The organism is Brucella sp. NBRC 113783 (assembly GCF_040372265.1).
Classification (GTDB): Bacteria; Pseudomonadota; Alphaproteobacteria; order Rhizobiales; family Rhizobiaceae; genus Brucella; species Brucella teleogrylli.
In genome coordinates, this window is sequence record NZ_BAABRX010000003.1 from 340,375 (window position 1) to 365,027 (window position 24,653).

The window sequence follows — 24,653 nt, forward strand, 5'->3', positions numbered from 1 at the left end:
ATCAAGCGGGTTAAAATCGACATGACACAACTTAAGTTACATGAAATGCTCGAGTCAATAGTCATGTAACTTATAGTGTGTCAAATTGCTTTCTGACACGAAATGTTCGATAAACAGGGCAGTCCTATCAGGCAGATATAAAGAGTGAACGCATATGAGGCAGGATAGTCGGCTCTCTCGCATGTTGCATGTTTTGATCCACATGGATCATCATGATGGCGCGATGACGTCTGAAGAAATTGCAGCGATGCTGGATACCAATTCGGTGGTGATCCGACGCACGATGGCAGGGTTACGTAAAGAGGGCTATGTGCATTCAGAGAAGGGGCACGGAGGCGGCTGGACACTGGCGCGGCCACTCGACCAGCTGACACTTTTGGACATTTACCGCGCGGTCGGGGAACCTTCTATTTTCGCTGTCGGCCCCGCCTATGACATTCCCGGTTGCGTTATAGAACAAGCGGTTAATAAAAAGCTTGAAAGTGTCTTCAAGGAAGCAGAGCAACTGCTTTTGAGCCGATTGCAGGGTGTGACCCTTGCGGATATTGCGCAGAATTTTTCTGCGGGCATGGCAGCGAACGGCCATGCAGCTAAAACAAAAAAGACATTTGATTAATGGCGCAACGGAACATCAGTTGCTGGGTCGGTAATTGCTCCCACGCGGAGCAGATTCTTACACTTTGATGACCATGACGAAACCACAATGTGGCCATCGCCGCGCCTCGAAAATCGATTCGATGTGCATCGGTTGCCAAACTTAATGCTCCCAAAATGGCATTCAGCCTCGGTTCATGATCACAGCGGTAACGCTTCTGTGAAGTTGCCGCAATTTGCCTCTATTTGCATTCCAGCATGTGCGGAATCGGAAGCAGGCCCTTTGCTTATCAGTTCTGCCTTCGAGAAGGAGAAGGATATATGTCTATTCGTTCCAAGCTTCGCACTACTGTTGCGATCCCAGTGATATCGGTCTGTGTTCTGGCGCAGCCATCTTTCGCGGATAGGCTGTCGCAGTCCTATCAAGTGGCTCAGGAAAACAGCGAGGAGCAAGCGCCGCAGGAACAGCCCGTTGAACAGCCACAGGCAGAAGGCGAGCGTCCTTCTGAGGAAGGTCAGGGGCATCGTCAGGCTGAGGAGCAGAAGCATGCTGAACGTGAGGAAGTGCAGCGCCAGGAAATAGAAAATCAGCAAGCGGAAAAGGCGGAGGCTGCCAGGCAGGCTGAAGAACGCAAGGCGGCTGAAGCGGAAATGCAGCGTCAGGCGGCTGAACAGAAAAAGGCCGAACAAGAAGCTGCCGCACAGCAGAGGGCGGCAGAACAGGCGCAGCGTAAAGTTGAGCAGGAAGCAGCGGAACGCCAGGCTGAGAAACAGAAGCAGGAGAAGGCTGCTGCCGACGAGGCTGAAAAGCAGGCTGTCGAGCAAAAGAAGGCGGCAGAGCAAGAGACGCAGCGCCAAGCCCAAGAGAAGAAGCCTGCATCGGAAGAGAGCGCGCCGAAAGGCGAAGCTGAACCAGAACAACAGGTTCCTGCCCATAAAAAGCCAACAGCGAAGACGCCGGATGCAAACGGTGCATCGGAAGAGACCACGAAGGAGCCTGCGGAACGGCCAAAGAAGAGGCCCGCTCCTGCCGACGATGCACAGGCGCAAAAGCCATCGCCACAGCCGGAATCTGCACCTGTTCCGGTGCAACCGACCGAACCGCAGACTGGTGAAGTCACTCCCGTTCAACCTGCGGAACAGCCAGCTGTCAAAGAACAGCATGGAAAGAAGAAGCGCGACCCGTCGCCGGTAGAACAGCAACCAGCGGAACAACCAGAGGAGGCTGAGAAGAAGCCAGAGCCTGTTCCTGCAATCGTGGACGAGCGTTCCGCGGCAGAAAAGGAAGCCATCGCGAAAGATCCGTCGAAGACGGACGAAACGGTGGTTCTTCCGGTCGAGAACGGTGCTGCGATTCTCGACAGCGACAAGGATGCCGATAATAACGGTGGCAATCAGGCTCGCGAGGAACGTCGCAAGCAGCGTGGACAACAGCGCGAAGCCGAAGCCTCAGCGCCGCCCCCCGCAGACGACGCATCTGCTCAGGTTGCTATTCCTGCAGAAATCAAAGCCGATCTTCCCAAGAAGATTGAAGCCAATCTGAAGGAAAAGGGAAAGCGCGTCGATGAGGCACCCGCTTTCGTTGTCCCGGAAACCACAAACATTGTGAACAACACCGTTGTTAACAACACGGTCGTCAATAACACGACAGTCAACAATGTGACGAACAACGTCAGCAATGTGAAAGTGCTTGAAGAAATCGACAACCGCGTTGTTATGAATGTGGGAGATCGAATTTTTGTGCGCGGCGATGACCGCCCACGTCTGCGCCGCAACGCTGAAGAAGCCTATTATGATGAGCTTCCGCGCGGCCGCACGCGCGAAACGATTGTGCGTCCCGGCGGCTATCGCGTGGTTACTGTCTATGATCGCTATGGTGATGTTGTGCAACGTTCCCGTATTGATCGCGACGGCAACGAATATCTCATGGTCTACGCACCCGACTATGAAGATACACCCCGTGCAGCTATTGCCGATGTCGGCTACGAGCTACCGCCGATGCGTCTCACAATTCCTGTCAGCGATTATATCATTGACGTCACAGACGACCGCGATCGCGACTTCTATGACTTCCTGGCCATGCCTCCGGTAGAGCGGGTTGAACGCGTGTATACGATTGACGAGGTGCGTCATTCGGCACGTCTGCGCGATAAGGTGCGCCGCATTGATCTGGACACCATCCACTTTGCCACCGGGAGCGCGGAAGTCTCGCTTTCACAGGCCAAGACGCTGCGCAAAGTGGCTGATGCCATGCAGAAGGTTCTTTCCAAGGACCCGGGTGAAACCTTCTTCATCGAAGGCCACACGGATGCTGTCGGCTCTGATCGATCGAACCTCGTTCTTTCCGACAAGCGCGCAGAGTCAGTCGCAAGCCTGCTAACGGAAGTCTATGATATTCCTGCCGAAAATCTCGTCACGCAGGGCTATGGTGAGCGCTTTCTGAAGATCAAGACCGACGGGCCAGAGCAGGAAAACCGCCGTGTTACCATTCGCCGAGTGACACCGCTGGTCAGGCCGGTGGCGCAGCGCTAACGCCTGCGCATTTTAAAACTCTCAGGCCGCAACCACTGCGGCCTGAGAGACAAACGCTTAATCTCCGAGCACCTGTTTGTCGTCGCCATCCCTGGAGCGGACAAGCTCTTCCTTGATCTGTCGGAGAACATGCGCGGAGCGGTTACGGTCTGCATAGGCAACCATGTTTGCCAGAATGTCGATTGTGGCCAGATAGGCGTAGCGGGTGGATGTGGGACGGAAGATATTTTTGCCTTCGTCCAGATCAATTGCAATCAATACATCGGAAGCCTGTGCGACAGGCGAATTGCTCTGCGTTATCGCAATGGTGGGAATGGCCCGGGCGCGCAGCAAATTCATGCAATTCACCAGCTCGCGATCTCGCCCTGTAATGGATGAACCGATGACAACCGTTCCCGGCTGCGCAGCAGCTGACAGCATGTGGTTCATGCTGTGGTCCGTCGATGCATTGATGCGACAACCGAGGCGGAACAACCGGTTGTGGAGTTCATTGGCAATCATGGCCGAGTTGCCCGTCGCGCCGAAGGCCTGAATAAACTCGGCCCCACGGATCAGGTGGGCGGCACGTTCTATTGCGGCGAGATCGAGTTGCCGGTGTAACTGGAAGAGCGCATTTTGCGCCTTGGTTATAATGTCTTCGGCGACTTCTTCCACCGAGCTGGTCTCGGTTTCCGGCATCAGATAGCGCAATCCGACATAGGTTATCTTTGCCAGTTGCACCTTGAAGTCGGAATAGCCCTGACAGCCTATCCGTCGGCAAAACCGTGTTACGGTTGGCGGAGAAACGCCTGCCTTCTCCGCCAGTTCACCAATCGAGGAATTCACGACAAAATCGACATTTTCCAGCACCACGGCTGCGAGCTTTTTTTCGAGACCGGAAAGTTTGCCTTCCTTGTCCGACAATGCGTGAATGACGTCCATTGGAACTCCGGTCGAGAAGGAAACGCACTTTGAAAGCGCTTTCCATATCTATACTGATGAAAAATAATTACATGACTATGGAAATTTTCCACGTTCTGATCAATGGTTATCTCTCACACGAGGTTAATCAAGAAAATAATATACACCGCCTAAAACAATCGCGCACCGTACCCGAAGAGGCAATCCATGACGTTCCCTTGGCCAGAAGCAGGCACGCCTGTTGAAAATATCCCGACCCCAATGCCCATCATCGATGAAGACCGTATGGCCTCGAATATTGCCCGCGCGCAGGCTTATTTCGACCAGCACGGGAAGGCTTTTCGTCCGCATATCAAGACGCACAAGATACCTTCCATCGCAAGGCTACAGCTTGAAGCGGGCGCCAAAGGCATCAATTGCCAGAAGATCACCGAGGCGGAGGTTTTTGCCGAGGCCGGTTTCGATGACATTTTGATAACCTACAATATTCTCGGAGCTGCAAAGCTCGCGCGGTTGAAAGTGCTCAATGCGAAAATCGGCGCTTTAAAAGTGACTGTCGATAGTGAAGTCACGATCAAGGGACTTGCTGAAACCTTTGATGCCGAGCGACCACTGGCGGTGCTAGTGGAATGCGACACAGGCGGCAAGCGATGCGGTGTCCAGACGCCGGATGCCGTTGTGGCATTGGCTGAAGTGATCTCCGCCAAGCCCGGTCTTCGTTTTGCAGGCATCCTGACTTACCCGGCGGCGGGAGGCGCGGCGCAAGTCGAAAATTTCATCGTCGAGACGATGGAAAAGCTGGCGGCGAAAGGAATAGATTGCCCGATCCGGTCGAATGGCGGCTCGCCGGACCTCTATTCCGCGCATCTCGTACCGTCAGCGACTGAACACCGCGCTGGTACCTATGTCTATAACGACCGCAGCATGGTTAGGGCAGGGCACTGCACCAATGAGAATCTTGCCATGCATATTCTTGCAACTGTAGTTTCCAGACCCGCGCCGGGCAGGGCCGTGCTGGATTGCGGTTCCAAAGCTCTGACATCGGACCTGCTTGGTTTTGTTGACCATGGTGTTATCGAAGGCTTTGAGGGCGCGCGGATTGTTTCCCTTTCGGAAGAGCACGGTGTGGTCGATCTGACGGATTGCAAACAAGATTTCGCGCCGGTGGGGGCTGTTGTTCGGGTCATCCCCAATCACACGTGCGTCGTCAGCAACCTGTTCGATCGCATTGTTTTTCATCGTGACGGTGTGGTGACTCGTGTTGAAGATGTTGCCGCACGTGGGACCGTTTGGTGAACTGTGCGCCAATGGTGGCGTGAAATGACGGCCTAACGCTGAAAAAAGTGAGCGGAAAACATGAAAAAGGAGCCGAATTTTTCGGCTCCTTTTTCATCTGATAAGTAAATTTATATCACATGGAGCATTGAGAGCCGCCTTAAAGGCATTGAATGGGCATGCATTTTCCGCTCATCATCGCGGTGTGTCCGCCGCCGCTTCATGAAAATCAATTTCATAAATTTTCATCTTAACGCCGACGGCGCAGTTCATTGCGCGATATCCTGTTGACATGGACATTATTCGACGCATTATCAAGAAAATAAATTACAAAAATAATCAAAGGGCGAACACGAGGCGGAGACCACCATCATATCCCGATTTCAATTGTTGCGTCGGCATTGTCGCCGGTCTGCGTGAACTGTTTTTGCGACGCGACGTGAGTGACAAACCTGAAACGAGCGCGCGCACGGGCGTCGAGTTTTCCGCGCGAACAGATGCCGACACGACTTTTGATCAAGCCATACACCTGGAACCATACCATGCGCATATTCACGGCCTCGATGGCTACGGAAACAAATACGTTTTCACCCGTTCCAACGGATATGGAGGCGTTTAAGGCAGCCTTTTACGCCAAGCCCGGCGAGCACCCGGAAACGCCGACCTTGTGTTCATCCGTTGTGCCGATTTTGCGCCGTCGCGGCAAAGCTGAGGGCTTTACCGTTGTCGAAGGCACCTCGTGCTGGGCCGAGCCTGCGGGTCTCATTCAACGCCAGACCTATGAGACATTGCGCGATACCATACTGGCTGAACTGAAGGCCGCGCTTCCCTTGAATGCGGTTGTTCTCGGACTGCATGGCGCGATGGTGGCGCAGGGCTACGATGATCCGGAAGGGGACTTTCTGGAAAAAGTACGCGCAGTTGTCGGCCCTGATGTTCTGATCGCGGCGGAATTTGATCCCCATAGTCACCTAACTGCAAAACGTGTGGCCAATCTCGACGTCATGGCAACGTTTCTGGAGTTCCCGCATACGGATTTCGAAGAGCGCGGAGAACATGTCGTTGATCTGGCTCTCCGGACTCTGCGTGGGGAAATCAAGCCTGTCATTTCGACCTTCGATTGCCGCATGATCACCATTTATCCCACCAATCGCGAGCCAATGCGGTCTTATGTGGATCGCCTTGTGGCCCTGCAGGGCAAGAATGGCATCCTTTCCATTTCCGTAATCCATGGTTTCATGGCTGGCGACACGCCCGACATGGGGACACGGATTATCGTGGTTACCGATAATGACAAAGCCAAAGGCGACGAGCTTGCGCGTCAACTGGGCCATGAACTGTACCGTATGCGAAAGCTTACGGCCATGGAGATGCTTGATACGGAAACCGGTCTGGATCGCGTCCTGGAACGTCGCGCCAGTGACCCATCGCGTCCCGTTGTTGTTTCCGATATCTGGGACAATCCGGGCGGGGGCGTGGCGGGCGACGCTACCTATATTCTGCGCCGCATGTTGGAGCGCAAGCTCGACAATTTCGCGGTAGCCACCATCTGGGATCCTGTCGCCGTGGCTTTCTGCCATGCGGCAGGCGAGGGGGCTGAGCTTGAAATCCGTGTCGGCGGAAAGTCGTCATGGCAGGGCGGCGAGCCACTCGATCTGCGTGTGACCATCGAGAAGGTCGTGGACGCAGGCTGGCAGAGCTTTCGTAACAGCCGGGTCAATCTGGGGCGTGTGGCGGTAATCCGTCCTGTGGGAACACAGATCGATATCATTCTGATTACCAGCCGCACACAGACCTATGAGCCGGATATCTTCTCCAATCTGGGGATCGATTTTGCGCGAAAGGATTTCCTTGTCGTCAAATCGACCAACCACTTTCAGGCCGGTTTCCAGCCTGTCGCCTCGGAGATTGTCTATATAGCGGCTCCAACTTCATACCCAACCAATCCAGCGGTCACACCATATCGGAAAGCAAGTCTGGAACTCTGGCCGCGGGTCGCCGATCCGCTGGGGCTGGACTAACCACAGCGAACACTCAGTCGGTTCGATTACATAAAAAGGGGAGTAACCATGAAAAAACGTTTTCTGCTGGGGGCTACTGCAGCACTTCTATGTTCAAGCGTGATGGCTTTCGCGCAATCGTCGGATGGCGTTCTGACCATCGCAACCATCGGCGAGCCGCCAACACTGGATGCGATGCAGACCCCAACCGACATTGTCCTGACGATTGACCAGCATATTTTTGAGACGCTTTATACCTATGATGAACAGTGGAAGTCGGTTCCGTTGCTCGCTGCTGGCATGCCGGAAATCTCCGAAGATGGTTTGACTTACAAGATTTCCTTGAGAGAAGGTGTGAAGTTCCACGATGGCAGCGATTTTGACTCCAAGGACGTCGTCGCATCCTTGAAGCGATGGATGGAAATCAATTCCAAGGGCAAGCAGGTTGCTGGCATCGTAGAAAGCCTGAGCGAAGATGGCGACCATGCGGTCATCATCAAACTCAAGTCGCGCTATGCACCACTGCTGGCGACGTTATCGCAGGCATCGATCATCATTTCGTCCGAGACCATCGCCGACACGCTGACGCAGTTCGTCGGCACCGGCCCCTATGCGCTCAAGGAGCGCAAGCCCGATCAGTATACGCAGCTCGTGCGCTTTGACGATTATAAGTCTCCCAAAGGCGAGCCGAGCAATTATGCGGGTAAGCGCGAGGCCATTGCCAAGGAACTGCGCTTTGTGCCCGTTCCCGATGCCAACACCCGCGTTGAAGGACTGATTTCCGGACAGTTTGATTTCGCAGACTCGCTTCCCGTCAGCGCCTATGAGCGTGTTGAAGCAAGCGGGAAGGCCAAACCAGTCATCTTCAAGAACTCGGGCTGGGCCTCCATGAATATCAACATGAAGGAAGGCGCGCTCGTCAAAAAGGAACTGCGTCAGGCGGTTCAGGCCGCGCTCAATGCATCCGACATGATGCTCGCAGCTTTCTCCGATGACCGTTTTTACAGCGTCGATGGCTCCATCTTCCCTGAAGGGTCGTTCTGGCACACTGAAGCCGGCGTGGCCCGCTATGGCGAAGGCGACCCTGAAACAGCTGCCAAGCTCCTGAAGGATGCCGGATATGACGGCACGCCGATCCGGCTCTTGACCAGCCGCCAATATGAGTTCCATTACAAGATCGGTGAGGTGGCGAAAGCCTATCTTGAAGCGGCAGGCTTCAAAGTTGATATGCAGGTTGTCGACTGGGCTACGCTGACGACGCGTCGCGCCGATCCGAAGGAATGGGATATCTTCATCACCCATTCGAATTTCCCGGGAGATCCGACGACGATCAACACCATCACCGATACATATCCGGGCTGGTATGTGTCGGACCAGAAAGCCAAAGCCGTCGCGACCTATATGGATGCGACGACCGATGAAGCCAAGCAGAAGGCGTGGGAAGGCATCCAGACTGTCATCTATGATGATGCTCCGCTCTATAAGGTCGGCAATTTCAATGCGGTTTCCGGTGTTGCGGACGGGGTTGCCGGTTACACGCCAACCTACTGGCCGCATTTCTGGAATGTAGCCCCGAAGAAGTGAGGCAGACCATGTCGAGGATCGCCCGGGCACTGTTGCACCGCTTGATAGGCATGGCCGTTGTGCTTGCCCTTGTCGTGACAGTTGTATTCGTCATTGTCCGGGTTACGCCGGGCGATCCCGCTGCCGTCATGCTGGGGTCTGACGCGACCCCGCAGGACATTGCAGATTTGAGAGCACGGATGGGGCTGGATGCGCCCCTTCTGGTGCAATACGGCCAGTTCGTGCTGGGCATTTTCCAAGGCGATCTTGGTCAGTCCATCTTTCTCAACCAGCCGGTGACGAAAGCCCTTGCTTCGCGTGCGGAGCCGACATTCTTTCTCACGCTGTTCTCCATATTGATCGCGGTGCTGATCGCCTTGCCGGTCGGGGTTTTCTCAGCCGTGAAACGAGGAACCTTCTTCGATCAGACTGTGGTCGTGCTGACCATGGTAGCTGCAAGCGTGCCAAGTTTCTGGTTGGGCTTGCTCCTTATCCAGATTTTCGCGGTTCAATATGGCTGGTTCCCGGCATCCGGTTATGGTGGTCCCGACACTAGCTTTCTGGAACGATTGCACCATCTGATCTTGCCCGCCGTCGCGCTTGGCGTGGTCAATTCCGCACTCATCACCCGCTTTACCCGGGCAGCCATGCTTGATGTGCTGGGGGATGACTATGTGCGGACGGCACGCGCAAAGGGCGCCACCGAAGGCCGCGTGATCCTGAAGCATGCCTTCAAGAATGCGCTTGTGCCCATTATCACCGTCATTGGACTTTCCATCGCGATGCTGGTCGCGGGTGCCGTCGTAACGGAGACGGTATTCGGTCTGCCGGGCATTGGAAATCTGGTGGTGTCGGCGGTGCTCCGCCGCGACTATCCGGTGATCCAAGGAACGCTGTTGGTCGTGGCCGCTATCTATGTACTGATCAATTTTGTGGTCGATATGCTCTATATTCTCGTAGATCCGAGGGTACGCCTGTGACGCTCGCTTCTTTCTCCATGCCCTTTGCGTCGGGCTTTCGACGTCTGTTCGGCAATCGGGCGATCTTGCTCGGTGCGCTGATCCTGCTCGCCGTGGTGCTGGCAGCTATTCTCGCACCTTGGGTTGCACCTTATGCACCGAACAAACTTTCTATCGTGAACAAGCTTCAGGGCCCTTCCTGGAAGCATATTTTCGGCACGGATGAATTCGGACGCGATATTTTCTCGCGCGCGATCTTTGCGGGACGCGTTTCGCTGCTCGTCAGTCTTGGTGTGGTTATGATCTCGACCATTCTGGGCGTCATACTCGGCGTAACGGCCGGATATTTTCGCAAGCTGGATACGCCTATCTCCAGACTGCTCGACGCGATGATGTCCTTCCCGGATATTCTGCTTGCGATTGCGCTTGTTGCAGCACTTGGCCCTTCGTTGATGACCGTCATCATTGCGCTTGGGATCACCTATGCGCCACGACTTGCGCGTATCGTGCGCGGCTCGACATTGGTGATCCGCGAGATGCCCTATATCGAGGCGGCAATTTCGCTGGGACTTCCCACCTGGCAGATATTGTTACGTCACGTACTGCTCAATCTGGCCTCTCCCATTCTGGTACAGGCAACATTCGTCTTCGCATCTGCAATGCTGGCAGAGGCAAGCCTATCGTTCTTAGGCGTTGGCGTTTCGGCGGATATGCCGACCTGGGGAACCATGTTGGCATCGGGACGGGAATATATGAACAACGCGCCCTGGCTCATGTTGTTTCCCGGCCTTGCCATCGTCTTCTCCGTCCTCTCGCTGCAACTTGTCGGCGATGGCCTGCGCGATCTGGTTGATCCGCGTCTCGCGAAGGAAAGCTGACCATGTATCAAGAGTCCAGCAGTGATACCCGCCCGGTTTTGTTGGTGGAGAACCTCACGACATCGTTCAAGACCGCAGAGGGTTGGCGGCCCGTCATCCGCGATATCAATTTCCATGTGAATGCTGGCGAGACGGTTGCCATTGTCGGCGAGAGCGGATCGGGGAAAAGTGTCACTGCGCTTTCCACGATGCGATTGCTGCCACCTGCAAAATCAAAGTCAGAAGGCCGAATTCTGCTCGATGGGCGCGATCTTCTGCAAGTATCGGAAGCGGAAATGCGTTCGGTGCGCGGCGGCTTGATCGGTATGATCTTTCAGGAACCGATGACATCGCTCAATCCCGTCTTCACGATTGGCAATCAATTGGCCGAGGCTTTGGTGCTTCATCAAAAACTGAGCTGGAAGCAGGCCGAAGAGGAAGCCGTTCGCCTCATGGAGCGCGTTCGCATTCCAGCAGCCCGATCCCGCTTGAAAGAATATCCGCATAAATTTTCCGGTGGCATGCGCCAGCGGGTGATGATTGCGATGGCGCTTGCCTGCCGCCCAAAGCTTCTGATCGCCGACGAACCGACGACAGCGCTGGACGTGACTATTCAGGCCGAAATTCTCCATCTCATTCGTGAACTGCAGCAGGAAGAGAACATGGCCGTTCTCTTCATCACGCATGATATGGGCGTGGTTGCAGAGGTCGCAGATCGCACAGTGGTCATGTTCCGTGGCGATATGGTCGAGACTGGCCGTACGGAAGAACTCTTTGCTGCGCCGAGAGAAATTTACACAAAATCTCTGCTCGCTTCCATTCCCCGGTTGGGAACCATGGGAGACGCAACGGCTCCAAAACGGTTCCCGACAGTCGATCCGAAAACCGGACAAGCTGCCGAGGGCGCGCAGACAAAGCCCCTGCCTGCGGATCGAGCGCCGCTTCTCGAAGCCTCCAATATTGTGGTTCGGTTTGAACTTCCAAACGGTCGCATTCACGCCGTTGAAGATGTTTCTTTCGACCTTCGCCCTGGAGAGACACTGGCACTGGTAGGAGAATCCGGTTGCGGGAAATCGACAACCGGTCGCACGATCATGCGTCTGCTGCAGCCGACATCTGGAAATATCGTCATTGATGGACAGGACGTGACCAGGCTTGGCGCGTCGCAGTTGCGCGAAATGCGGCGCAATGCGCAGATGATTTTCCAGGACCCTTTTGCCTCGCTCAACCCGCGCATCCGCATTGGCGCGGCGATTGCCGAACCCATTCTGGCCCACAAGATGATGGGCAAAGGCCAAGCGAGGGCGCGGGTTGCAGAACTGCTGGAGCAGGTCGGGCTTTCGGCTTCGATTGCAGACCGCTTTCCGCATGAATTTTCAGGGGGGCAAAGACAAAGAATTTCCATCGCGCGCGCTTTGGCGTTGAAGCCAAAGCTGATCGTCGCGGATGAGGCGGTGTCGGCGCTCGATGTTTCGGTCAAGGCTCAAGTGGCGAATCTCCTGCTTGATTTGCAGGAGCAGCATGATCTTGCCTATCTCTTCATCAGCCATGACATGGCTGTCGTGGAACGGATCAGCCACCGCGTGGCAGTGATGTATCTCGGCGAAATTGTCGAGATTGGTCCGCGCGAAGCGATCTTTGGCAACCCCCAGCACCCATATACGCGCCGTCTTATAGAGGCCGTCCCGATTCCCGACCCGGCTTCACGAGGACTGGTGCGCCCGGAACTTGGCGAAGAAATTAAAAGCCCATTGCGACCGCTCGATTATGTTCCGCCGAAACGCAACTATATTGAGGTTTCTCCTGGGCATTTGGTGCAGGATTTCACGGAATGGGGCGGACGCTTATCTGCTGCGTGAATGATAGCGACCTCAATCGTTGAATAAGGAGCATGACATATGAACAACGAAAAACTGATCCGTTACGAGACGGCTGACAATCAGGCAGGCGGTCAGCGCCGCCCTTTTGCAAAAGCGGTTCGGGCCGGCGATTTCGTTTATGTCTCCGGACAGGTGCCAACGCTCAACGGTGAGGTGGTGGTGGGCAATATCGTTGCCCAGACCGAGCAGGTGATCACCAACATCAAGGACGTGCTGGCTCTCGCGGACTGTACTTTGGCTGATGTCGTCAGAGTGAATGTCTGGCTGGATGATGCGCGCGATTTCTCCAGCTTCAATGCTGTGTTCCAAAAGCACTTTATCGACCATCCGCCAGCGCGTTCCACGGTGCAATCGCCATTGATGGTCGACGCCAAGGTGGAAATGGACGTCATCGCCTATAAGCCGTTGGCATAAACGATAGTAATCTTCGGCAAGACAATCTTGATTTGGCTTGCCGAAATATCCGTCAGTTGTGATCCAATACCCGCGACAGGCGCAAGGCAGCCAGCGTGCAGATTGCACCGGATATCAGATACCCGCCGATGAAAATTATCCCAAGGCTGCTTGCAAGGCCAAGAGCGACGAGCGGGGCAAAAGCTGCTCCGACGAGCCAAGCAAGATCCGATGTCAGTGCCGCACCGGTATAGCGATAATACTGCGTGAAACGGGAGGAGACCGCACCAGAAGACTGGCCGAATGTCAGCCCCAATACGCCGAAACCAATCAGGATATAAGCATCTTGTCCCGCGCTGCCCGCATCGAGAAGGAAGGGCGCGGAGAAGCTGAATATCGCGATGATGATGGCGCCGACCATCAATTCGCTGCGTCGTCCGATGCGATCGGCGACAAAGCCCGACAAGATGATGCCGATGACGCCGATTGCAGCGCCAGCTACCTGCACCCAGAGGAAACGTTCTGCCGGCTGCGTTCCTGAAAGGACAACCCAACTGAGTGGAAAAATCGTCACAAGATGGAACATGGCAAAGCTTGCCAGCGGCACGAATGCGCCGAGCAGGACGTCGATGCTATGCTTGCTCAGCATTTCAAACACCGGTCGCGGCTGCAATTCTTGCGCTTCCATCGCCGCGCCGAATTCACTGCTCGCAACGATGCGAAGGCGCGCAAAGAGCGCGACTACATTGATCGCGAAGGCAACGAAGAATGGATAGCGCCAACCCCAAGCGAGAAAGTCTGCTTCGCTGAGATTATGTACGAAATAGGCGAAGAGAATGCTGGCGAGCGCGAAGCCGATGGGCGCTCCCAATTGCGGTATCATTGCGTACCAGCCCCGTTTATTCTGGGGCGCACTCAGGCTGAGCAGCGAAGCCAGACCATCCCAAGCGCCGCCAAGCGCAAAGCCTTGCCCCAACCGGAACAGGGCAAGCAGGAACACGGCCCAATAACCGATCGTCTCATAGCCGGGCAAGAACGCGATAGAAGCGGTTGAGCCACCCAAAATAACGAGGGCGAGCGTGAGTTTTGTTCCTCGTCCGTAATGGCGGTCAATCCACATGAAGATGAAAGAACCGACGGGACGCGCAATGAATGCGAGCGAGAAGACGGCAAATGACATCAATGTCGCCGATACCGCATCAGGCGCGAACGGGAAAATCAGCTTGGGGAAAACCAGAATGGAACCGAGCCCATAAACGAAAAAATCGAAGAATTCGGATGTGCGACCGATGACGACACCGATGGCGACGTTTCCCGGAGACAAGGGTTTTCCGTCGCTGTGGATGCGTCGCGCGTCTTGTTCAAGACCAGTCGATGTCGGCGTGGCGGACGAACTCATGAAACTCTCCGAGGGAAACGTATCATGTGCTTTATGATGTCGCACGGTGGCACGATATCAAGGAACAGGGCAAAAAAAAAGCAGATATAGTTGCTTAAAAGCTCCTTTGCCGTGAAAATTTCATAAACTGAAAAATGGGTCTTCCCGAAATGCGATTGTGCCTTATCATGATTAAAGGAACAGAATGTAGGTCGGGTTTAACATGGACGCATTCTTTAGTTTCATACGAAATACGATACTGGCCTCACTTTTTTTGGGGCTGGCCGGGTGTAATATGGTCGTCATGTCCCCGTCAGGAGACATTGCAGCCCAGCAGCGGGACCTTATCGTCATATCGACGATCCTGATGCTGATCATTATTGTGCCGGTTATTTTCCTCACGCTTTTCTTTGCGTGGCGATACAGGCAATCCAATAGTGCATCTAAATACGATCCTGAATGGCATCATTCCACCGCGCTGGAAGTGGTTATCTGGACCGCGCCCTTGCTCATTATCATTGCATTGGGTGCGATTACATGGGTCAACACGCATAAGCTTGACCCCTTCAGGCCGCTGGACAGAATAGACAGCACACGACCGGTCGAGGCGGGAACAAAGCCGCTGACGGTGGAGGTTGTGGCGCTCGACTGGAAGTGGCTGTTCTTCTATCCGGAGTACGGTGTGGCCACAGTCAACGAGATGGCGGCCCCCGTCGACAGGCCGATTGATTTCAAGATCACCGCCTCGTCTGTAATGAATTCCTTTTATATTCCAGCACTTGCGGGCATGATTTACGCTATGCCCGGAATGCAGACACGACTGCACGCGGTGATCAATAAGGCTGGTGAATATGAAGGTTTCTCATCGAACTACAGCGGTGAAGGCTTTTCACATATGCGCTTCCAGTTTCACGGTCTCGATGATTCCGGCTTCGACACTTGGATCAGTCAGGTCAAGCAGAACGGAACCGCGCTAAACCGCGATACCTATTTGAAGCTCGAAAAGCCCAGTGTCCGGGAGCCCGTTCGGTATTTTGGCGCAGTCGAAAACGGGCTTTTTCAAGCCATATTGAATATGTGTGTTCGTCCCGGCCAGATGTGCATGAGCGACATGATGCACATTGATCGGACGGGTGGTGGTGGCATCGACAGTCGGGAAAACAAGCTCAAGCTTGAACACGACAATCGATATAGCCGTGACCAAGCTCAATCTGCGGCGACAGACGTTCAGACCACTCCGGACACCCATCAGGAACAGGGGCATGACATGCACAACATGCCATGAAGCTGGATCAGTTCGATCGCGTGAAAAAGTTGGGTGTGAAACTACGGTAGAGATTAGACGAGTACTCAGGTCCAAACATTGAAAACGCGATGATCGCGTGAATATAACTTCGGGAATGTTCTATCATGATTGGCGGAAACAGTCCTACGAGTATGATTTTCGGGCGTCTCTCTGTTGAGGCGATACCCTATCACGAACCCATCCTTCTGCTGACCTTCATCGTGGTAGCAATTGGCGGGATCGCCATTGTGGGTTTGATTACCTATTTCAAGCTGTGGGGTTATCTCTGGCACGAGTGGTTCACCAGCGTGGACCACAAGAAGATCGGCATCATGTATGTCGTTCTGGCCTTGGTCATGCTTTTGCGTGGCTTTGCGGATGCGATCATGATGCGTATCCAGCAGGCTATTGCCTTTAATGGTTATGAGGGCTATCTGCCGCCCCATCACTACGATCAGATATTTACCGCCCATGGCGTGATCATGATCTTCTTCATGGCCATGCCATTTGTGACGGGCCTGATGAACTATGTGGTGCCGCTTCAGATCGGCGCGCGGGACGTGTCTTTTCCGTTTCTCAATAATTTCTCATTCTGGATGACGACCGGCGGCGCAATCATTATCATGATGTCGCTTTTTGTTGGAGAGTTTGCCCGCACGGGCTGGCTGGCTTATCCACCCTTGTCCGGTATTGATTACAGTCCCGATGTCGGGGTCGATTATTATATATGGGGCTTGCAGGTTGCGGGGGTCGGCACTACCCTGTCGGGCATCAATTTGATAGCCACAATCGTCAAGATGCGCGCGCCGGGCATGTCGTTCATGAAGATGCCGATATTCACCTGGACGTCTTTGTGCACCAACATTCTCATTGTGGCAACGTTCCCCATTCTCACTGCAACGCTCGCACTGCTATCCCTGGACCGTTATGTAGGGACAAACTTCTTCACCAACGATCTTGGTGGCAATCCGATGATGTATATCAACCTCATCTGGATATGGGGGCACCCGGAAGTCTACATTCTCGTTCTGCCTGCATTCGGCATTTTCTCCGAGGTGGTGGCGACATTCTGCGGCAAGCGCCTGTTCGGTTACGCTTCAATGGTCTATGCGACCTGCGTTATCATGATCCTCTCCTATCTCGTGTGGCTGCATCACTTCTTCACCATGGGGTCGGGCGCGTCTGTCAATGCGTTCTTCGGCATAACGACGATGATCATCTCCATCCCCACGGGCGCGAAGATGTTCAACTGGCTCTTCACGATGTATCGTGGACGCATACGCTATGAAGTGCCAATGCTATGGACGTTGGGATTCATGGTGACATTCGTGATCGGCGGCATGACTGGCGTGATGCTCGCCATTCCACCTGCGGATTTCGTGTTGCATAATTCGCTCTTTCTCATTGCGCATTTTCATAATGTGATTATTGGTGGCGTTGTCTTCGGGCTGATGGCGGGACTGGTCTACTGGTGGCCTAAGGCCTTCGGATACAAGCTCGATCCATTCTGGGGTACCATGAGCTTCTGGTTCTGGCAGATCGGCTTTCTCTTTGCCTTCATGCCGCTCTACGTTCTGGGCCTTAAAGGCGTTACGCGCCGCGTCAGCCAGTTTGAAGATCCATCGTTGCAGATATGGTTTGTTCTGGCTGCCTTTGGAGCGTTTCTGATTGCGCTCGGCATTGCATCCTTTCTCATTCAGCTGGTGGTCAGCTATTTGAAGCGGGAACAACTGCGCGATCTGACTGGCGATCCATGGGGCGGACGGACGCTTGAGTGGTCAACATCATCACCGCCGCCGGACTATAACTTTGCTTTCACCCCTGTCGTGCATGATCACGACAGCTGGTATGACATGAAAAATCGCGGCTACGAGCGCCCGCTTACTGGCTATCGCCCCATCCATATGCCGCTCAATACGGGTGCTGGCGTAGTTCTTGCCGGGTTGAGCGTCGTTCTTGCGGTTGCCTTGATCTGGTACATCTGGTGGCTGGCGATTGTGTCTTTCGTTGCTTTGCTGTTCGCCGCGATCGGGCACACATTCAATTATAAGCGTGACTTCTATATCCCCGCTGAAGCGGTGACGGCGACAGAAGATGCACGTTCAAAACTTCTCGCTGAACAGGTCGCACCATGACAGAAACACATCTGGACCAAACCGAGAAGCCGCAGTTTTATCTGACGGAAGAGCATCATCCGGAAAACAGCACCATGCTGGGCTTCTGGCTCTATCTGATGAGCGACTGCCTGATCTTTGCTGTTCTCTTTGCTACCTATGGCGTGCTTGGTCGCAACTACGCTGCCGGACCGTCGCCGGCAGACCTGTTTGACCTTAATCTGGTGGCTATCAACACTGCAATGCTGCTCCTGTCATCCATCACATATGGTTTCGCCATGTTGCAGATGCAGCGCGATGACAAGACGGCAACGCTGTTCTGGTTGGGCATTACCGGTATTTTCGGCGCATTGTTTCTTGCAATCGAAATTTATGAATTCAGCCATCTTATTCGCGAAGGCGCCGGGCCGGGCCGTTCGGCATTCCTATCCTCATTTTTCACGCTCGTTGGCACCCACGGACTGCACGTCACCTTCGGCATCATCTGGTTGGTCACGCTGATGTTGCAGGTCGTACGTCATGGCCTGATTGTCGAGAACCGCAGACGATTGATGTGCCTTTCGATGTTCTGGCATTTTCTCGACGTTATATGGATTGGCGTATTCTCCTTTGTATATTTGTTGGGAGTTCTGGGATGAGCGTACAAGGCGAGCACCATGGAGCCCAATCGGGCCATCACGACAATCATGGGTCGGGCGCGGATGAAGTCCATGCGACCTTTGGCGGATACATGACGGGTTTTGTCCTGTCGGTTATTCTCACCGCCATCCCATTCTGGCTCGTCATGGGCGATGTCTTCGCCAGCAGGCAGTTGACTGCCATGCTGGTCATGGGCATTGGCGCTGTCCAGATTGTTGTTCACATGGTCTATTTCTTGCACATGAGCCCCCGCTCCGAAGGCGGGTGGACGCTGATGGCGCTGATCTTTACACTCATCATTGTCGGCATCGCACTGGCTGGATCACTTTGGGTTATGCATCACCTCAATGAGAACATGATGCCGATGAGCCCGGAAATGATGAAGAATATGCCTTAGCTGCTTCGTTCGAATGTCATGATCCCGTCGGTGACTTAAGGATTCTATGGGTTTTGTAGGAAGCTGTGGCAATTCCGGCTACATTTGTTGAATATGCCTGCGTAACGAATAAACAGGCGGGAAACAAATGCTGACATTGCGACAAATCGAAGTGATCCGGGCCATCATGGTGACCGGGACGATTGCCGGCGCGGCCAAGCTCTTGAATGTCTCCGCTCCGGGCATCAGCAGGCTGATGAAATATTCGGAAGATTCGCTTGGCATCCGGCTTTTTGATCGTCGTGGCGGGCGCTATGTTCCAACGTCGCAGGCCCGCAACATCTTCGATTTGTTGGATACGGTGCATCGGAAAATCGACGACCTGCAATCGGCTGTTGCAGATTTAAGCAAAGGCAAAGCGCAGGAGCTTTGCGTGGCTTCCGTGCCGAGCATCGCCAATGTCATGGTGCCGCGTGCTGTGGCAAAGGTACGGGAGCGTTACAGCGACCTCATCCTCGACCTGAACATTCTCAAAATCGAAGAAGCCGTTGATTATCTTCTGTTAGGGCGCGGTGAGATCGTTGCAATATCATCGCGCTTCGAGCATCCGCTGATCAAGTTCGAGCCGCTTGCGAAGGGCCGATTGCTTTGCATTGTGCCGGAAGCAAATCCGCTGGCTTCGAGGGAAAAGATAACGCCGGAGGAAATGTCGGAATTTCCGCTGATCGGCATTAATCCGAAAGATCCATATGGAGCAATCATGGCGGCAATGTTCACCAATGCAGGCCTCGATTATCGCATGAATATCAAAGCCCGTTTTGGAACGACCGTGTGCAGTCTGGTGGCGGCAGGGCTCGGCATTGCAATCATCGACGAGTTTACCGTCGCGCATGGCGTGGTACGGGGGCTGAAGAGCATTCCAATTGACGCCGAGAGCGCCTTTCATACTTACATCGCCTACCGCAACGATCTGCCGCTTTCCGTCTACGCCGAACATTTCATTGATGTGTTGCGTCAGGAGATGAATGCTGTGAGTTCATCCAGTCGTAAAGACTGAAGCGTGTGAATTAACATGATGTTATGGATTGCTATTGATTTGGTAGGCGATATTATCTCTACCATTCGCTAAGCTGATCATGGAAGGACGCAAGAACGAGCGCGCAGACCGGGATCAGTACAGAAATGACGCATGACGATAATGCCCGACATTTGAAAGACTTGAAGCCGTTTCCTAATGGAGCAACTCGTCTTTTCCCTGTGGTGGGCGACCCCATTGAACAGGTGCGTTCGCCAGAAATCATGACGGAACTGTTTCGGGCGCGCGGTGAAAATGCGGTTGTTGTTCCATTCCATGTCTCATCATCCGGTCTGTCTGCCGTTTTCAGCACATTAACAGAGGTCGATAACGTCGGCGGCTTGCTGGTGACGATACCGCATAAGCAGCAGGCCTTTCAGCTCTGCACAGGGCTAACGGACAATGCGGTTTGCATTGAGGCGGTCAATGTCGTTCGACGGGTCGAAAATGGTTGGTATGGCGACAATACGGATGGGGTCGGCTTTCTCAACGGGATTGAGCGGGAAGGGTTCGATGTCCAGGGGAAAACTGTGCTTCTCGTCGGGTGCGGCGGTGCGGGAACGGCCATTGGGCTGGAAATGCTGAGGCGGGGTGCCGCCCGCCTCGCTATTCACGATGTTGACGGAGAGAAACGTGATTCTGTGATCCGCAAGCTTGATGCTTGTTATACGGGTAAGGTCGCTATGGGGAGCGACGACCCATCCGGGTTCGATTTGATTGCAAATGCGACACCGATGGGCTTGAAATCGAACGATCCCTTACCGGTAAACGTAACAAAGTTGCGTTCAGAGCAGTTTGCTGCTTGCGTGATTACCAAACCGCACGTATCGCCATTTATTGAGGAAGCTAGAAAACGGGGCTGCCAGACGATGATTGGTGCTGGAATGTTCGATGCGCAGGCGGAGGTCCTGGCGGATTTTCTGACTGGTCAATACGGGCATCTGCACCATAGCGGTCGCGCTCCGTTGCCGACGTCCACGAAAGGGTAGGCTTATCCCTATATCTTGATCTCTATGAACTTAAGGGGAGGAACTAAAATGCATTATCGTAAGAAACTTCTGGCGCTGTCGACGGCGATATTCGCGACTGTTGGAGCTGCACAGGCGGAAGACGTGGTCAAGCTCGGCATGGTGGTCGAACTGTCCGGTCCGGGTGCTCCGGCAGGCACGAACTGGCGCGATGGCATCAAGATCGCAATCGACGAAGTCAATGCTGACGGGGGCATTCTCGGCAAGAAGGTCGAACTGGGTGAATATGATACCCAGACCGATCCGCAGGTCTCGCGCGCATTGGTGCAGAAGGCCATCGACGACGGCGCTTATGCCATTCTCGGCACGATCTATTCCGGCTCAACCATGGTCAATATGCTGGTTGCCCAGCAGAACAGCATTCCGCAATTCGTCGGTTCTGAATCGCCGAGCATTGTCGAAAAGGGCAACCCGTTCGTGTTCCGCACCTCGACCGGCGCTCAGAAGGGCGTTCCAGCACTGACGTCCTACTTCACCGACACGCTGAAGGCGAAGAAGGTCGGTGTCGCGTGGCTCAACAACGAATTCGGCAAGGGTGGCCATGACGTTTTCGTTGAGGAAATGAAGAAGGCGGGGATCGAAATCATTGCCGACGTTGCCTCCGAGCAGGCGCAAACCGATTACGCCGCCGACGTTGCCAAACTGAAGCAGGCCAATCCCGAGGCGATCTTCGTCTACATGAACCAAGAAGAGTCTGCGCGGTTTCTGATCGAAGCCAAGAAGCAGGGCCTGAAAATGCCTCTGGTTGGCGAAGTGACGCTGACGGAAGCCAAGGTGGTTGAGCTTGCCGGTGGTGCGGCTGACGGTGCTATCGCGCATGTCGGCATCACCGCTGCCGCAACCGAGGTGCCGGGTATCGGCGAATTCTCCAAGAAGTTCGAAGAAGCCTACAAGCGCAAGCCAACGCATGACGCGCTCAAGGGCTATGTCGGCGTCTGGACCACCAAATATGTCACCGACATGGTGGGCAAGCTCGACGGGGAAGCATTTGCTGAAAAGATGCATGGTCTTTGCCTGAAGGCGGCTGATTATCCGAAAGTGCTTCTCGACACCTGCTGGGATGACCGCGGAGAAATGTCCCGCCCAAGCTTCATGGTTCAGGTGAAGGACGGTGTGCCGACGGTCATTGGTACTGTTCCGGCAAACTGATCAATCCTTTCAGCAGAGGCGGCGGCCTGGCTGCCGCCTCAGACGGGTAAAGTCATGTCCCAGTTTCTACAGGTTTTGTTATCCGGTCTTGCGACCGGCTCCATTTACGCACTTGTTGCGATTGGTTTCACGCTGGTTTGGCAAGCAGCCCAGACCGTGAACTTCGCTCAGGGTGAATTCGTGATGCTGCCGGCCTTCTTCGTTCTGGCGGCAATGACCATTTTCGGCGTGCCGTTCTGGCCTGCTTTGCTCATCGGGCTTGTGGTCGCCTTGATCGTGCTTGGGCTTCTGTTCAAGAAGCTGATCGTTGAACCCATTCTGCCCCATGGGGGTATCACGCTGATCATCGCAACGATGGTTTTGGGCATCTTGCTGAAAGAGAGCGTGAAAGAGTTCTATTCGGCAGAAGCGCAACCGTTCCCGTCAATGTTCCCGAACGATCCCATTGATGTTTTCGGCGCGGTCCTTTCGCTGCGAGACATGCTCAATCTGGGATTGTCGCTGGGTATTGTCGTTTTGCTGACATTGTTCCTCAACCGGACACGTACGGGGCGCTGCATGCAGGCAACAGCGCAAAATCCGGCGGTGGCTGAAATCCTCGGCGTCAATGTCAAGCGCATGATCCTCTATACGTTTCTGATCAATGCGGCTCTGGCGGCGCTTGCGTCCTATCTGATCAGCCCCGTCTATCTTGCGAAATTCTCCAATGGCGAAACGCTTGGCCTTATCGCCTTCATCGCGGCCATCGTCGGCGGTTTCAACCAGATCCGTGGTGCACTCGTTGGCGGATTGCTGATCGGCGTTCTCGATAATCTCACGGCGGCTTATGTTACTGCGCAATATCGCGCGGCGCTGCCGCTGGTACTGTTGATCGTGATCATCCTCGTGCGGCCACAGGGCATCATGGGCACTTCCGAGGGGAGGACCGTGTGATGACCGCACATAAACGCATTATTTCTATTGCCATATTGTTGCTCTTATCAATGCTCGCACCGATTGGGCAGGGCAACTATATCATCTACGTGCTGACATCCTGGCTGATCTTCTCGATTGCCGCGATGGGGCTTAACCTGACGCTTGGTTATGCAGGTCAGATCTCACTGGCGCAGGCTTCCTTCATGGCGATTGGCGCCTATACGACGGCGCTTCTGACACTGGCCGGATGGCACTGGTTTCTGGCAATGCCGCTCGGCCTCGTCCTGTGTTTCATTGTCGGCCTTGTGCTGGGATATCCAGCCTTGCGCGTCAAAGGACACTTTCTGGCCTTTGTGACGCTTGCCTTCAACACTCTGGTCTTTCTGGTGTTGCGCAACGAAGAATGGTTGACCGGCGGGAATTACGGTCTTGTCGGCATGCCGCGTCCTGATCTTGGTCTTTTCGCAACGACCAAGCAGATGCCATTCTACTATTTTACGCTTGGCGTGACGATCATAGCCGCGTTGATCATGTGGGGTATTGTGCGTTCCCCTTGGGGACGCGCCTTTAAAGCTCTGCGCGAGAACCCGATCCGCGCTGAAAGCCTTGGCGTTGATACACGTCGCATCACGCTTCTGGCGTTTGCCATCGGCTCGGTCTATGGCGGGCTTGCCGGATCACTGATCACACCGCTGGTTCAGTTTATCGAGCCGGGTTCCTTTGGTCTCGTCCATTCACTGCGCATTTTGCTGATGGTCGTTGTGGGTGGCGCAGGCTTCTTCTTCGGCCCCTTCATCGGAGCCGCAGTCGTTATTCTGCTGCCGGAAGTACTTCGCTTCACCGAAGGCTACTATCTGATCATTTACTCGGTACTTGTGATTGTCATGCTGGTCTTCGTGCCTTCGGGTTTGATCGGAGTGTGGGGCAAGTTCCGCGAAAAATTCTGGCCGAAGCGTCAGGTGCGCGGTGACATGAGCGAAGGAGCGCGGCTGAAATGAGCAGTCCTGTACTTTCCATACGCAATATCGAGAAGCGTTTCGGCGGCATTCACGCCGTTCGCGATGTGTCCTTCGACGTCAATCAGGGCGAGATACTCGGACTGATCGGACCGAACGGCTCCGGCAAGTCGACGCTGTTCAATTGCATTCTTGGCCAGCTTCAGCCCAATGGCGGTGAAGTGCAGGTCAATGGCAAGAACGTTTCCGGCATGCGGGCATCCGACCTCAGCAAGCTTGGCGTCGGACGCACTTTCCAGCAGCTTTCCGTCTTCCCGAAGATGTCCGTGCTTGAGAACATCATTCTGGCAGGTCAGGAACACAAGGGAACCATGGTTTCCCGGCTGTTTGGACCGGGCGATGCCGGACTGACCGAAGAAGCGGAACAGATGATTTCGTTCTTCCGTCTCAACCATCTGCGTGATGAATTGGCGGGGTCGCTTTCTTATGGCCAGCAAAAGCTGGTCGATGCGGCGATGGCTTTCATGGCAGGCCCTAGTCTTGTTCTGCTCGATGAACCGGCTGGCGGCGTCAATCTGACGATGCTTGCCAATCTCAAAGATCGTTTGGTCGCCTATAATGCCGAACATGGAACGACTTTCGTGGTCATCGAACACAATATGGAGTTCGTCATGAGCCTTTGCACGCGCATTATTGTGCTGGCGGAAGGCCGTATCATTGCTGAAGGCAAACCCGAAGAAATCCGGGCAAACCAGATGGTTATCGACGCTTATCTGGGAGGATGA

Annotated in this window: 21 protein-coding genes; 19 read left to right on the forward strand and 2 right to left on the reverse strand. The window is 54.3% G+C overall.

Annotated elements, in window-relative coordinates:
* Window positions 1-154 precede the first annotated feature (154 nt).
* Window positions 155-616 carry an RrF2 family transcriptional regulator gene (locus ABWW11_RS12090; RefSeq protein ID WP_319080240.1) on the forward strand — a complete coding sequence of 154 codons (462 nt, stop codon included), beginning with the start codon at window positions 155-157 and terminating at the stop codon, window positions 614-616.
* Between the two features lie 299 nt (window positions 617-915).
* Window positions 916-3,126: an OmpA family protein gene (locus tag ABWW11_RS12095; protein WP_319080239.1), complete on the forward strand. Its 2,211-nt coding sequence runs from the start codon at window positions 916-918 to the stop codon at window positions 3,124-3,126.
* Between the two features lie 57 nt (window positions 3,127-3,183).
* Here ABWW11_RS12095 and ABWW11_RS12100 read toward each other — a convergent pair whose 3' ends face one another.
* Window positions 3,184-4,047, reverse strand: coding sequence for a MurR/RpiR family transcriptional regulator (locus ABWW11_RS12100; protein WP_109366010.1), 864 nt, complete (start codon window positions 4,045-4,047; stop codon window positions 3,184-3,186).
* 186 nt (window positions 4,048-4,233) lie between these two features.
* Between ABWW11_RS12100 and ABWW11_RS12105 the strand changes: the two genes are divergently transcribed.
* From ABWW11_RS12105 to ABWW11_RS12135, 7 genes are all read left to right on the forward strand, one after another.
* Entirely contained in the window at window positions 4,234-5,322 is a 1,089-nt protein-coding gene (locus ABWW11_RS12105) for a D-TA family PLP-dependent enzyme (RefSeq protein ID WP_109366009.1), read from the forward strand.
* Between the two features lie 521 nt (window positions 5,323-5,843).
* Entirely contained in the window at window positions 5,844-7,322 is a 1,479-nt protein-coding gene (locus ABWW11_RS12110) for a M81 family metallopeptidase (protein ID WP_109366007.1), read from the forward strand.
* Window positions 7,323-7,370: 48 nt separating this feature from the next.
* A complete protein-coding gene (locus ABWW11_RS12115) occupies window positions 7,371-8,885 on the forward strand; it encodes an ABC transporter substrate-binding protein (protein WP_109366006.1) in 1,515 nt (504 codons plus the stop codon).
* An 8-nt stretch (window positions 8,886-8,893) separates the two neighbouring features.
* Complete coding sequence (locus ABWW11_RS12120; RefSeq protein ID WP_371830807.1) at window positions 8,894-9,844, forward strand: ABC transporter permease; 951 nt, start codon at window positions 8,894-8,896, stop codon at window positions 9,842-9,844.
* Between the two features lie 17 nt (window positions 9,845-9,861).
* Window positions 9,862-10,701: an ABC transporter permease gene (locus ABWW11_RS12125; protein WP_109366424.1), complete on the forward strand. Its 840-nt coding sequence runs from the start codon at window positions 9,862-9,864 to the stop codon at window positions 10,699-10,701.
* Window positions 10,702-10,703: 2 nt separating this feature from the next.
* Window positions 10,704-12,539, forward strand: a complete 1,836-nt coding sequence (locus ABWW11_RS12130) for an ABC transporter ATP-binding protein (protein WP_171317679.1) — start codon at window positions 10,704-10,706, stop codon at window positions 12,537-12,539.
* Window positions 12,540-12,578: 39 nt separating this feature from the next.
* Window positions 12,579-12,974: a RidA family protein gene (locus ABWW11_RS12135; protein WP_109366004.1), complete on the forward strand. Its 396-nt coding sequence runs from the start codon at window positions 12,579-12,581 to the stop codon at window positions 12,972-12,974.
* A gap of 52 nt (window positions 12,975-13,026) precedes the next feature.
* On the opposite strand, the gene ABWW11_RS12140 is transcribed toward ABWW11_RS12135, so the two are convergent.
* On the reverse strand, window positions 13,027-14,352 hold the full coding sequence (locus ABWW11_RS12140; RefSeq protein WP_109366003.1) for an MFS transporter: 1,326 nt from the start codon (window positions 14,350-14,352) through the stop codon (window positions 13,027-13,029).
* Window positions 14,353-14,554: 202 nt separating this feature from the next.
* Between ABWW11_RS12140 and cyoA the strand changes: the two genes are divergently transcribed.
* From cyoA to ABWW11_RS12190, 10 genes are all read left to right on the forward strand, one after another.
* Window positions 14,555-15,616, forward strand: a complete 1,062-nt coding sequence (gene cyoA, locus ABWW11_RS12145) for a ubiquinol oxidase subunit II (RefSeq protein WP_109366002.1) — start codon at window positions 14,555-14,557, stop codon at window positions 15,614-15,616.
* A 125-nt stretch (window positions 15,617-15,741) separates the two neighbouring features.
* Window positions 15,742-17,751: a cytochrome o ubiquinol oxidase subunit I gene (gene cyoB / locus ABWW11_RS12150; protein ID WP_109366001.1), complete on the forward strand. Its 2,010-nt coding sequence runs from the start codon at window positions 15,742-15,744 to the stop codon at window positions 17,749-17,751.
* Entirely contained in the window at window positions 17,748-18,368 is a 621-nt protein-coding gene (gene cyoC, locus ABWW11_RS12155) for a cytochrome o ubiquinol oxidase subunit III (protein ID WP_109366000.1), read from the forward strand. The genes cyoB and cyoC overlap by 4 nt, the downstream gene beginning before the upstream one ends.
* Complete coding sequence (cyoD, locus tag ABWW11_RS12160) at window positions 18,365-18,766, forward strand: cytochrome o ubiquinol oxidase subunit IV (RefSeq protein WP_109365999.1); 402 nt, start codon at window positions 18,365-18,367, stop codon at window positions 18,764-18,766. The genes cyoC and cyoD overlap by 4 nt, the downstream gene beginning before the upstream one ends.
* A 127-nt stretch (window positions 18,767-18,893) precedes the next feature.
* Window positions 18,894-19,802, forward strand: a complete 909-nt coding sequence (locus ABWW11_RS12165) for a LysR family transcriptional regulator (protein WP_121537867.1) — start codon at window positions 18,894-18,896, stop codon at window positions 19,800-19,802.
* 125 nt (window positions 19,803-19,927) lie between these two features.
* Window positions 19,928-20,809, forward strand: a complete 882-nt coding sequence (locus ABWW11_RS12170; RefSeq protein WP_109365997.1) for a shikimate dehydrogenase family protein — start codon at window positions 19,928-19,930, stop codon at window positions 20,807-20,809.
* Window positions 20,810-20,857: 48 nt separating this feature from the next.
* A complete protein-coding gene (locus ABWW11_RS12175; protein WP_124915458.1) occupies window positions 20,858-21,997 on the forward strand; it encodes an ABC transporter substrate-binding protein in 1,140 nt (379 codons plus the stop codon).
* Between the two features lie 54 nt (window positions 21,998-22,051).
* Window positions 22,052-22,930 (forward strand): branched-chain amino acid ABC transporter permease, encoded by an 879-nt coding sequence (locus ABWW11_RS12180; RefSeq protein WP_109365995.1) that lies wholly within the window; start codon window positions 22,052-22,054, stop codon window positions 22,928-22,930.
* Window positions 22,930-23,910 (forward strand): branched-chain amino acid ABC transporter permease, encoded by a 981-nt coding sequence (locus ABWW11_RS12185; RefSeq protein WP_109365994.1) that lies wholly within the window; start codon window positions 22,930-22,932, stop codon window positions 23,908-23,910. Before ABWW11_RS12180 ends, ABWW11_RS12185 begins: the two co-directional genes overlap by 1 nt.
* On the forward strand, window positions 23,907-24,653 hold the full coding sequence (locus ABWW11_RS12190; RefSeq protein WP_109365993.1) for an ABC transporter ATP-binding protein: 747 nt from the start codon (window positions 23,907-23,909) through the stop codon (window positions 24,651-24,653). Before ABWW11_RS12185 ends, ABWW11_RS12190 begins: the two co-directional genes overlap by 4 nt.

Bases quoted from the DNA above. Each gene is read 5' to 3' on its own strand.
- ABWW11_RS12165 (WP_121537867.1), top strand. From the start codon at position 18,894: ATGCTGACATTGCGACAAATCGAAGTGATCCGGGCCATCATGGTGACC.
- cyoB (WP_109366001.1), top strand. From the start codon at position 15,742: ATGATTGGCGGAAACAGTCCTACGAGTATGATTTTCGGGCGTCTCTCT.
- ABWW11_RS12180 (WP_109365995.1), top strand. From the start codon at position 22,052: ATGTCCCAGTTTCTACAGGTTTTGTTATCCGGTCTTGCGACCGGCTCC.
- ABWW11_RS12095 (WP_319080239.1), top strand. From the start codon at position 916: ATGTCTATTCGTTCCAAGCTTCGCACTACTGTTGCGATCCCAGTGATA.
- ABWW11_RS12105 (WP_109366009.1), top strand. From the start codon at position 4,234: ATGACGTTCCCTTGGCCAGAAGCAGGCACGCCTGTTGAAAATATCCCG.
- ABWW11_RS12135 (WP_109366004.1), top strand. From the start codon at position 12,579: ATGAACAACGAAAAACTGATCCGTTACGAGACGGCTGACAATCAGGCA.
- cyoA (WP_109366002.1), top strand. From the start codon at position 14,555: ATGGACGCATTCTTTAGTTTCATACGAAATACGATACTGGCCTCACTT.
- ABWW11_RS12115 (WP_109366006.1), top strand. From the start codon at position 7,371: ATGAAAAAACGTTTTCTGCTGGGGGCTACTGCAGCACTTCTATGTTCA.
- ABWW11_RS12175 (WP_124915458.1), top strand. From the start codon at position 20,858: ATGCATTATCGTAAGAAACTTCTGGCGCTGTCGACGGCGATATTCGCG.
- ABWW11_RS12170 (WP_109365997.1), top strand. From the start codon at position 19,928: ATGACGCATGACGATAATGCCCGACATTTGAAAGACTTGAAGCCGTTT.
- ABWW11_RS12190 (WP_109365993.1), top strand. From the start codon at position 23,907: ATGAGCAGTCCTGTACTTTCCATACGCAATATCGAGAAGCGTTTCGGC.
- ABWW11_RS12130 (WP_171317679.1), top strand. From the start codon at position 10,704: ATGTATCAAGAGTCCAGCAGTGATACCCGCCCGGTTTTGTTGGTGGAG.
- ABWW11_RS12090 (WP_319080240.1), top strand. From the start codon at position 155: ATGAGGCAGGATAGTCGGCTCTCTCGCATGTTGCATGTTTTGATCCAC.
- ABWW11_RS12125 (WP_109366424.1), top strand. From the start codon at position 9,862: ATGCCCTTTGCGTCGGGCTTTCGACGTCTGTTCGGCAATCGGGCGATC.
- cyoD (WP_109365999.1), top strand. From the start codon at position 18,365: ATGAGCGTACAAGGCGAGCACCATGGAGCCCAATCGGGCCATCACGAC.
- ABWW11_RS12185 (WP_109365994.1), top strand. From the start codon at position 22,930: ATGACCGCACATAAACGCATTATTTCTATTGCCATATTGTTGCTCTTA.
- ABWW11_RS12110 (WP_109366007.1), top strand. From the start codon at position 5,844: ATGCGCATATTCACGGCCTCGATGGCTACGGAAACAAATACGTTTTCA.
- ABWW11_RS12140 (WP_109366003.1), bottom strand. From the start codon at position 14,352: ATGAGTTCGTCCGCCACGCCGACATCGACTGGTCTTGAACAAGACGCG.
- ABWW11_RS12120 (WP_371830807.1), top strand. From the start codon at position 8,894: ATGTCGAGGATCGCCCGGGCACTGTTGCACCGCTTGATAGGCATGGCC.
- ABWW11_RS12100 (WP_109366010.1), bottom strand. From the start codon at position 4,047: ATGGACGTCATTCACGCATTGTCGGACAAGGAAGGCAAACTTTCCGGT.
- cyoC (WP_109366000.1), top strand. From the start codon at position 17,748: ATGACAGAAACACATCTGGACCAAACCGAGAAGCCGCAGTTTTATCTG.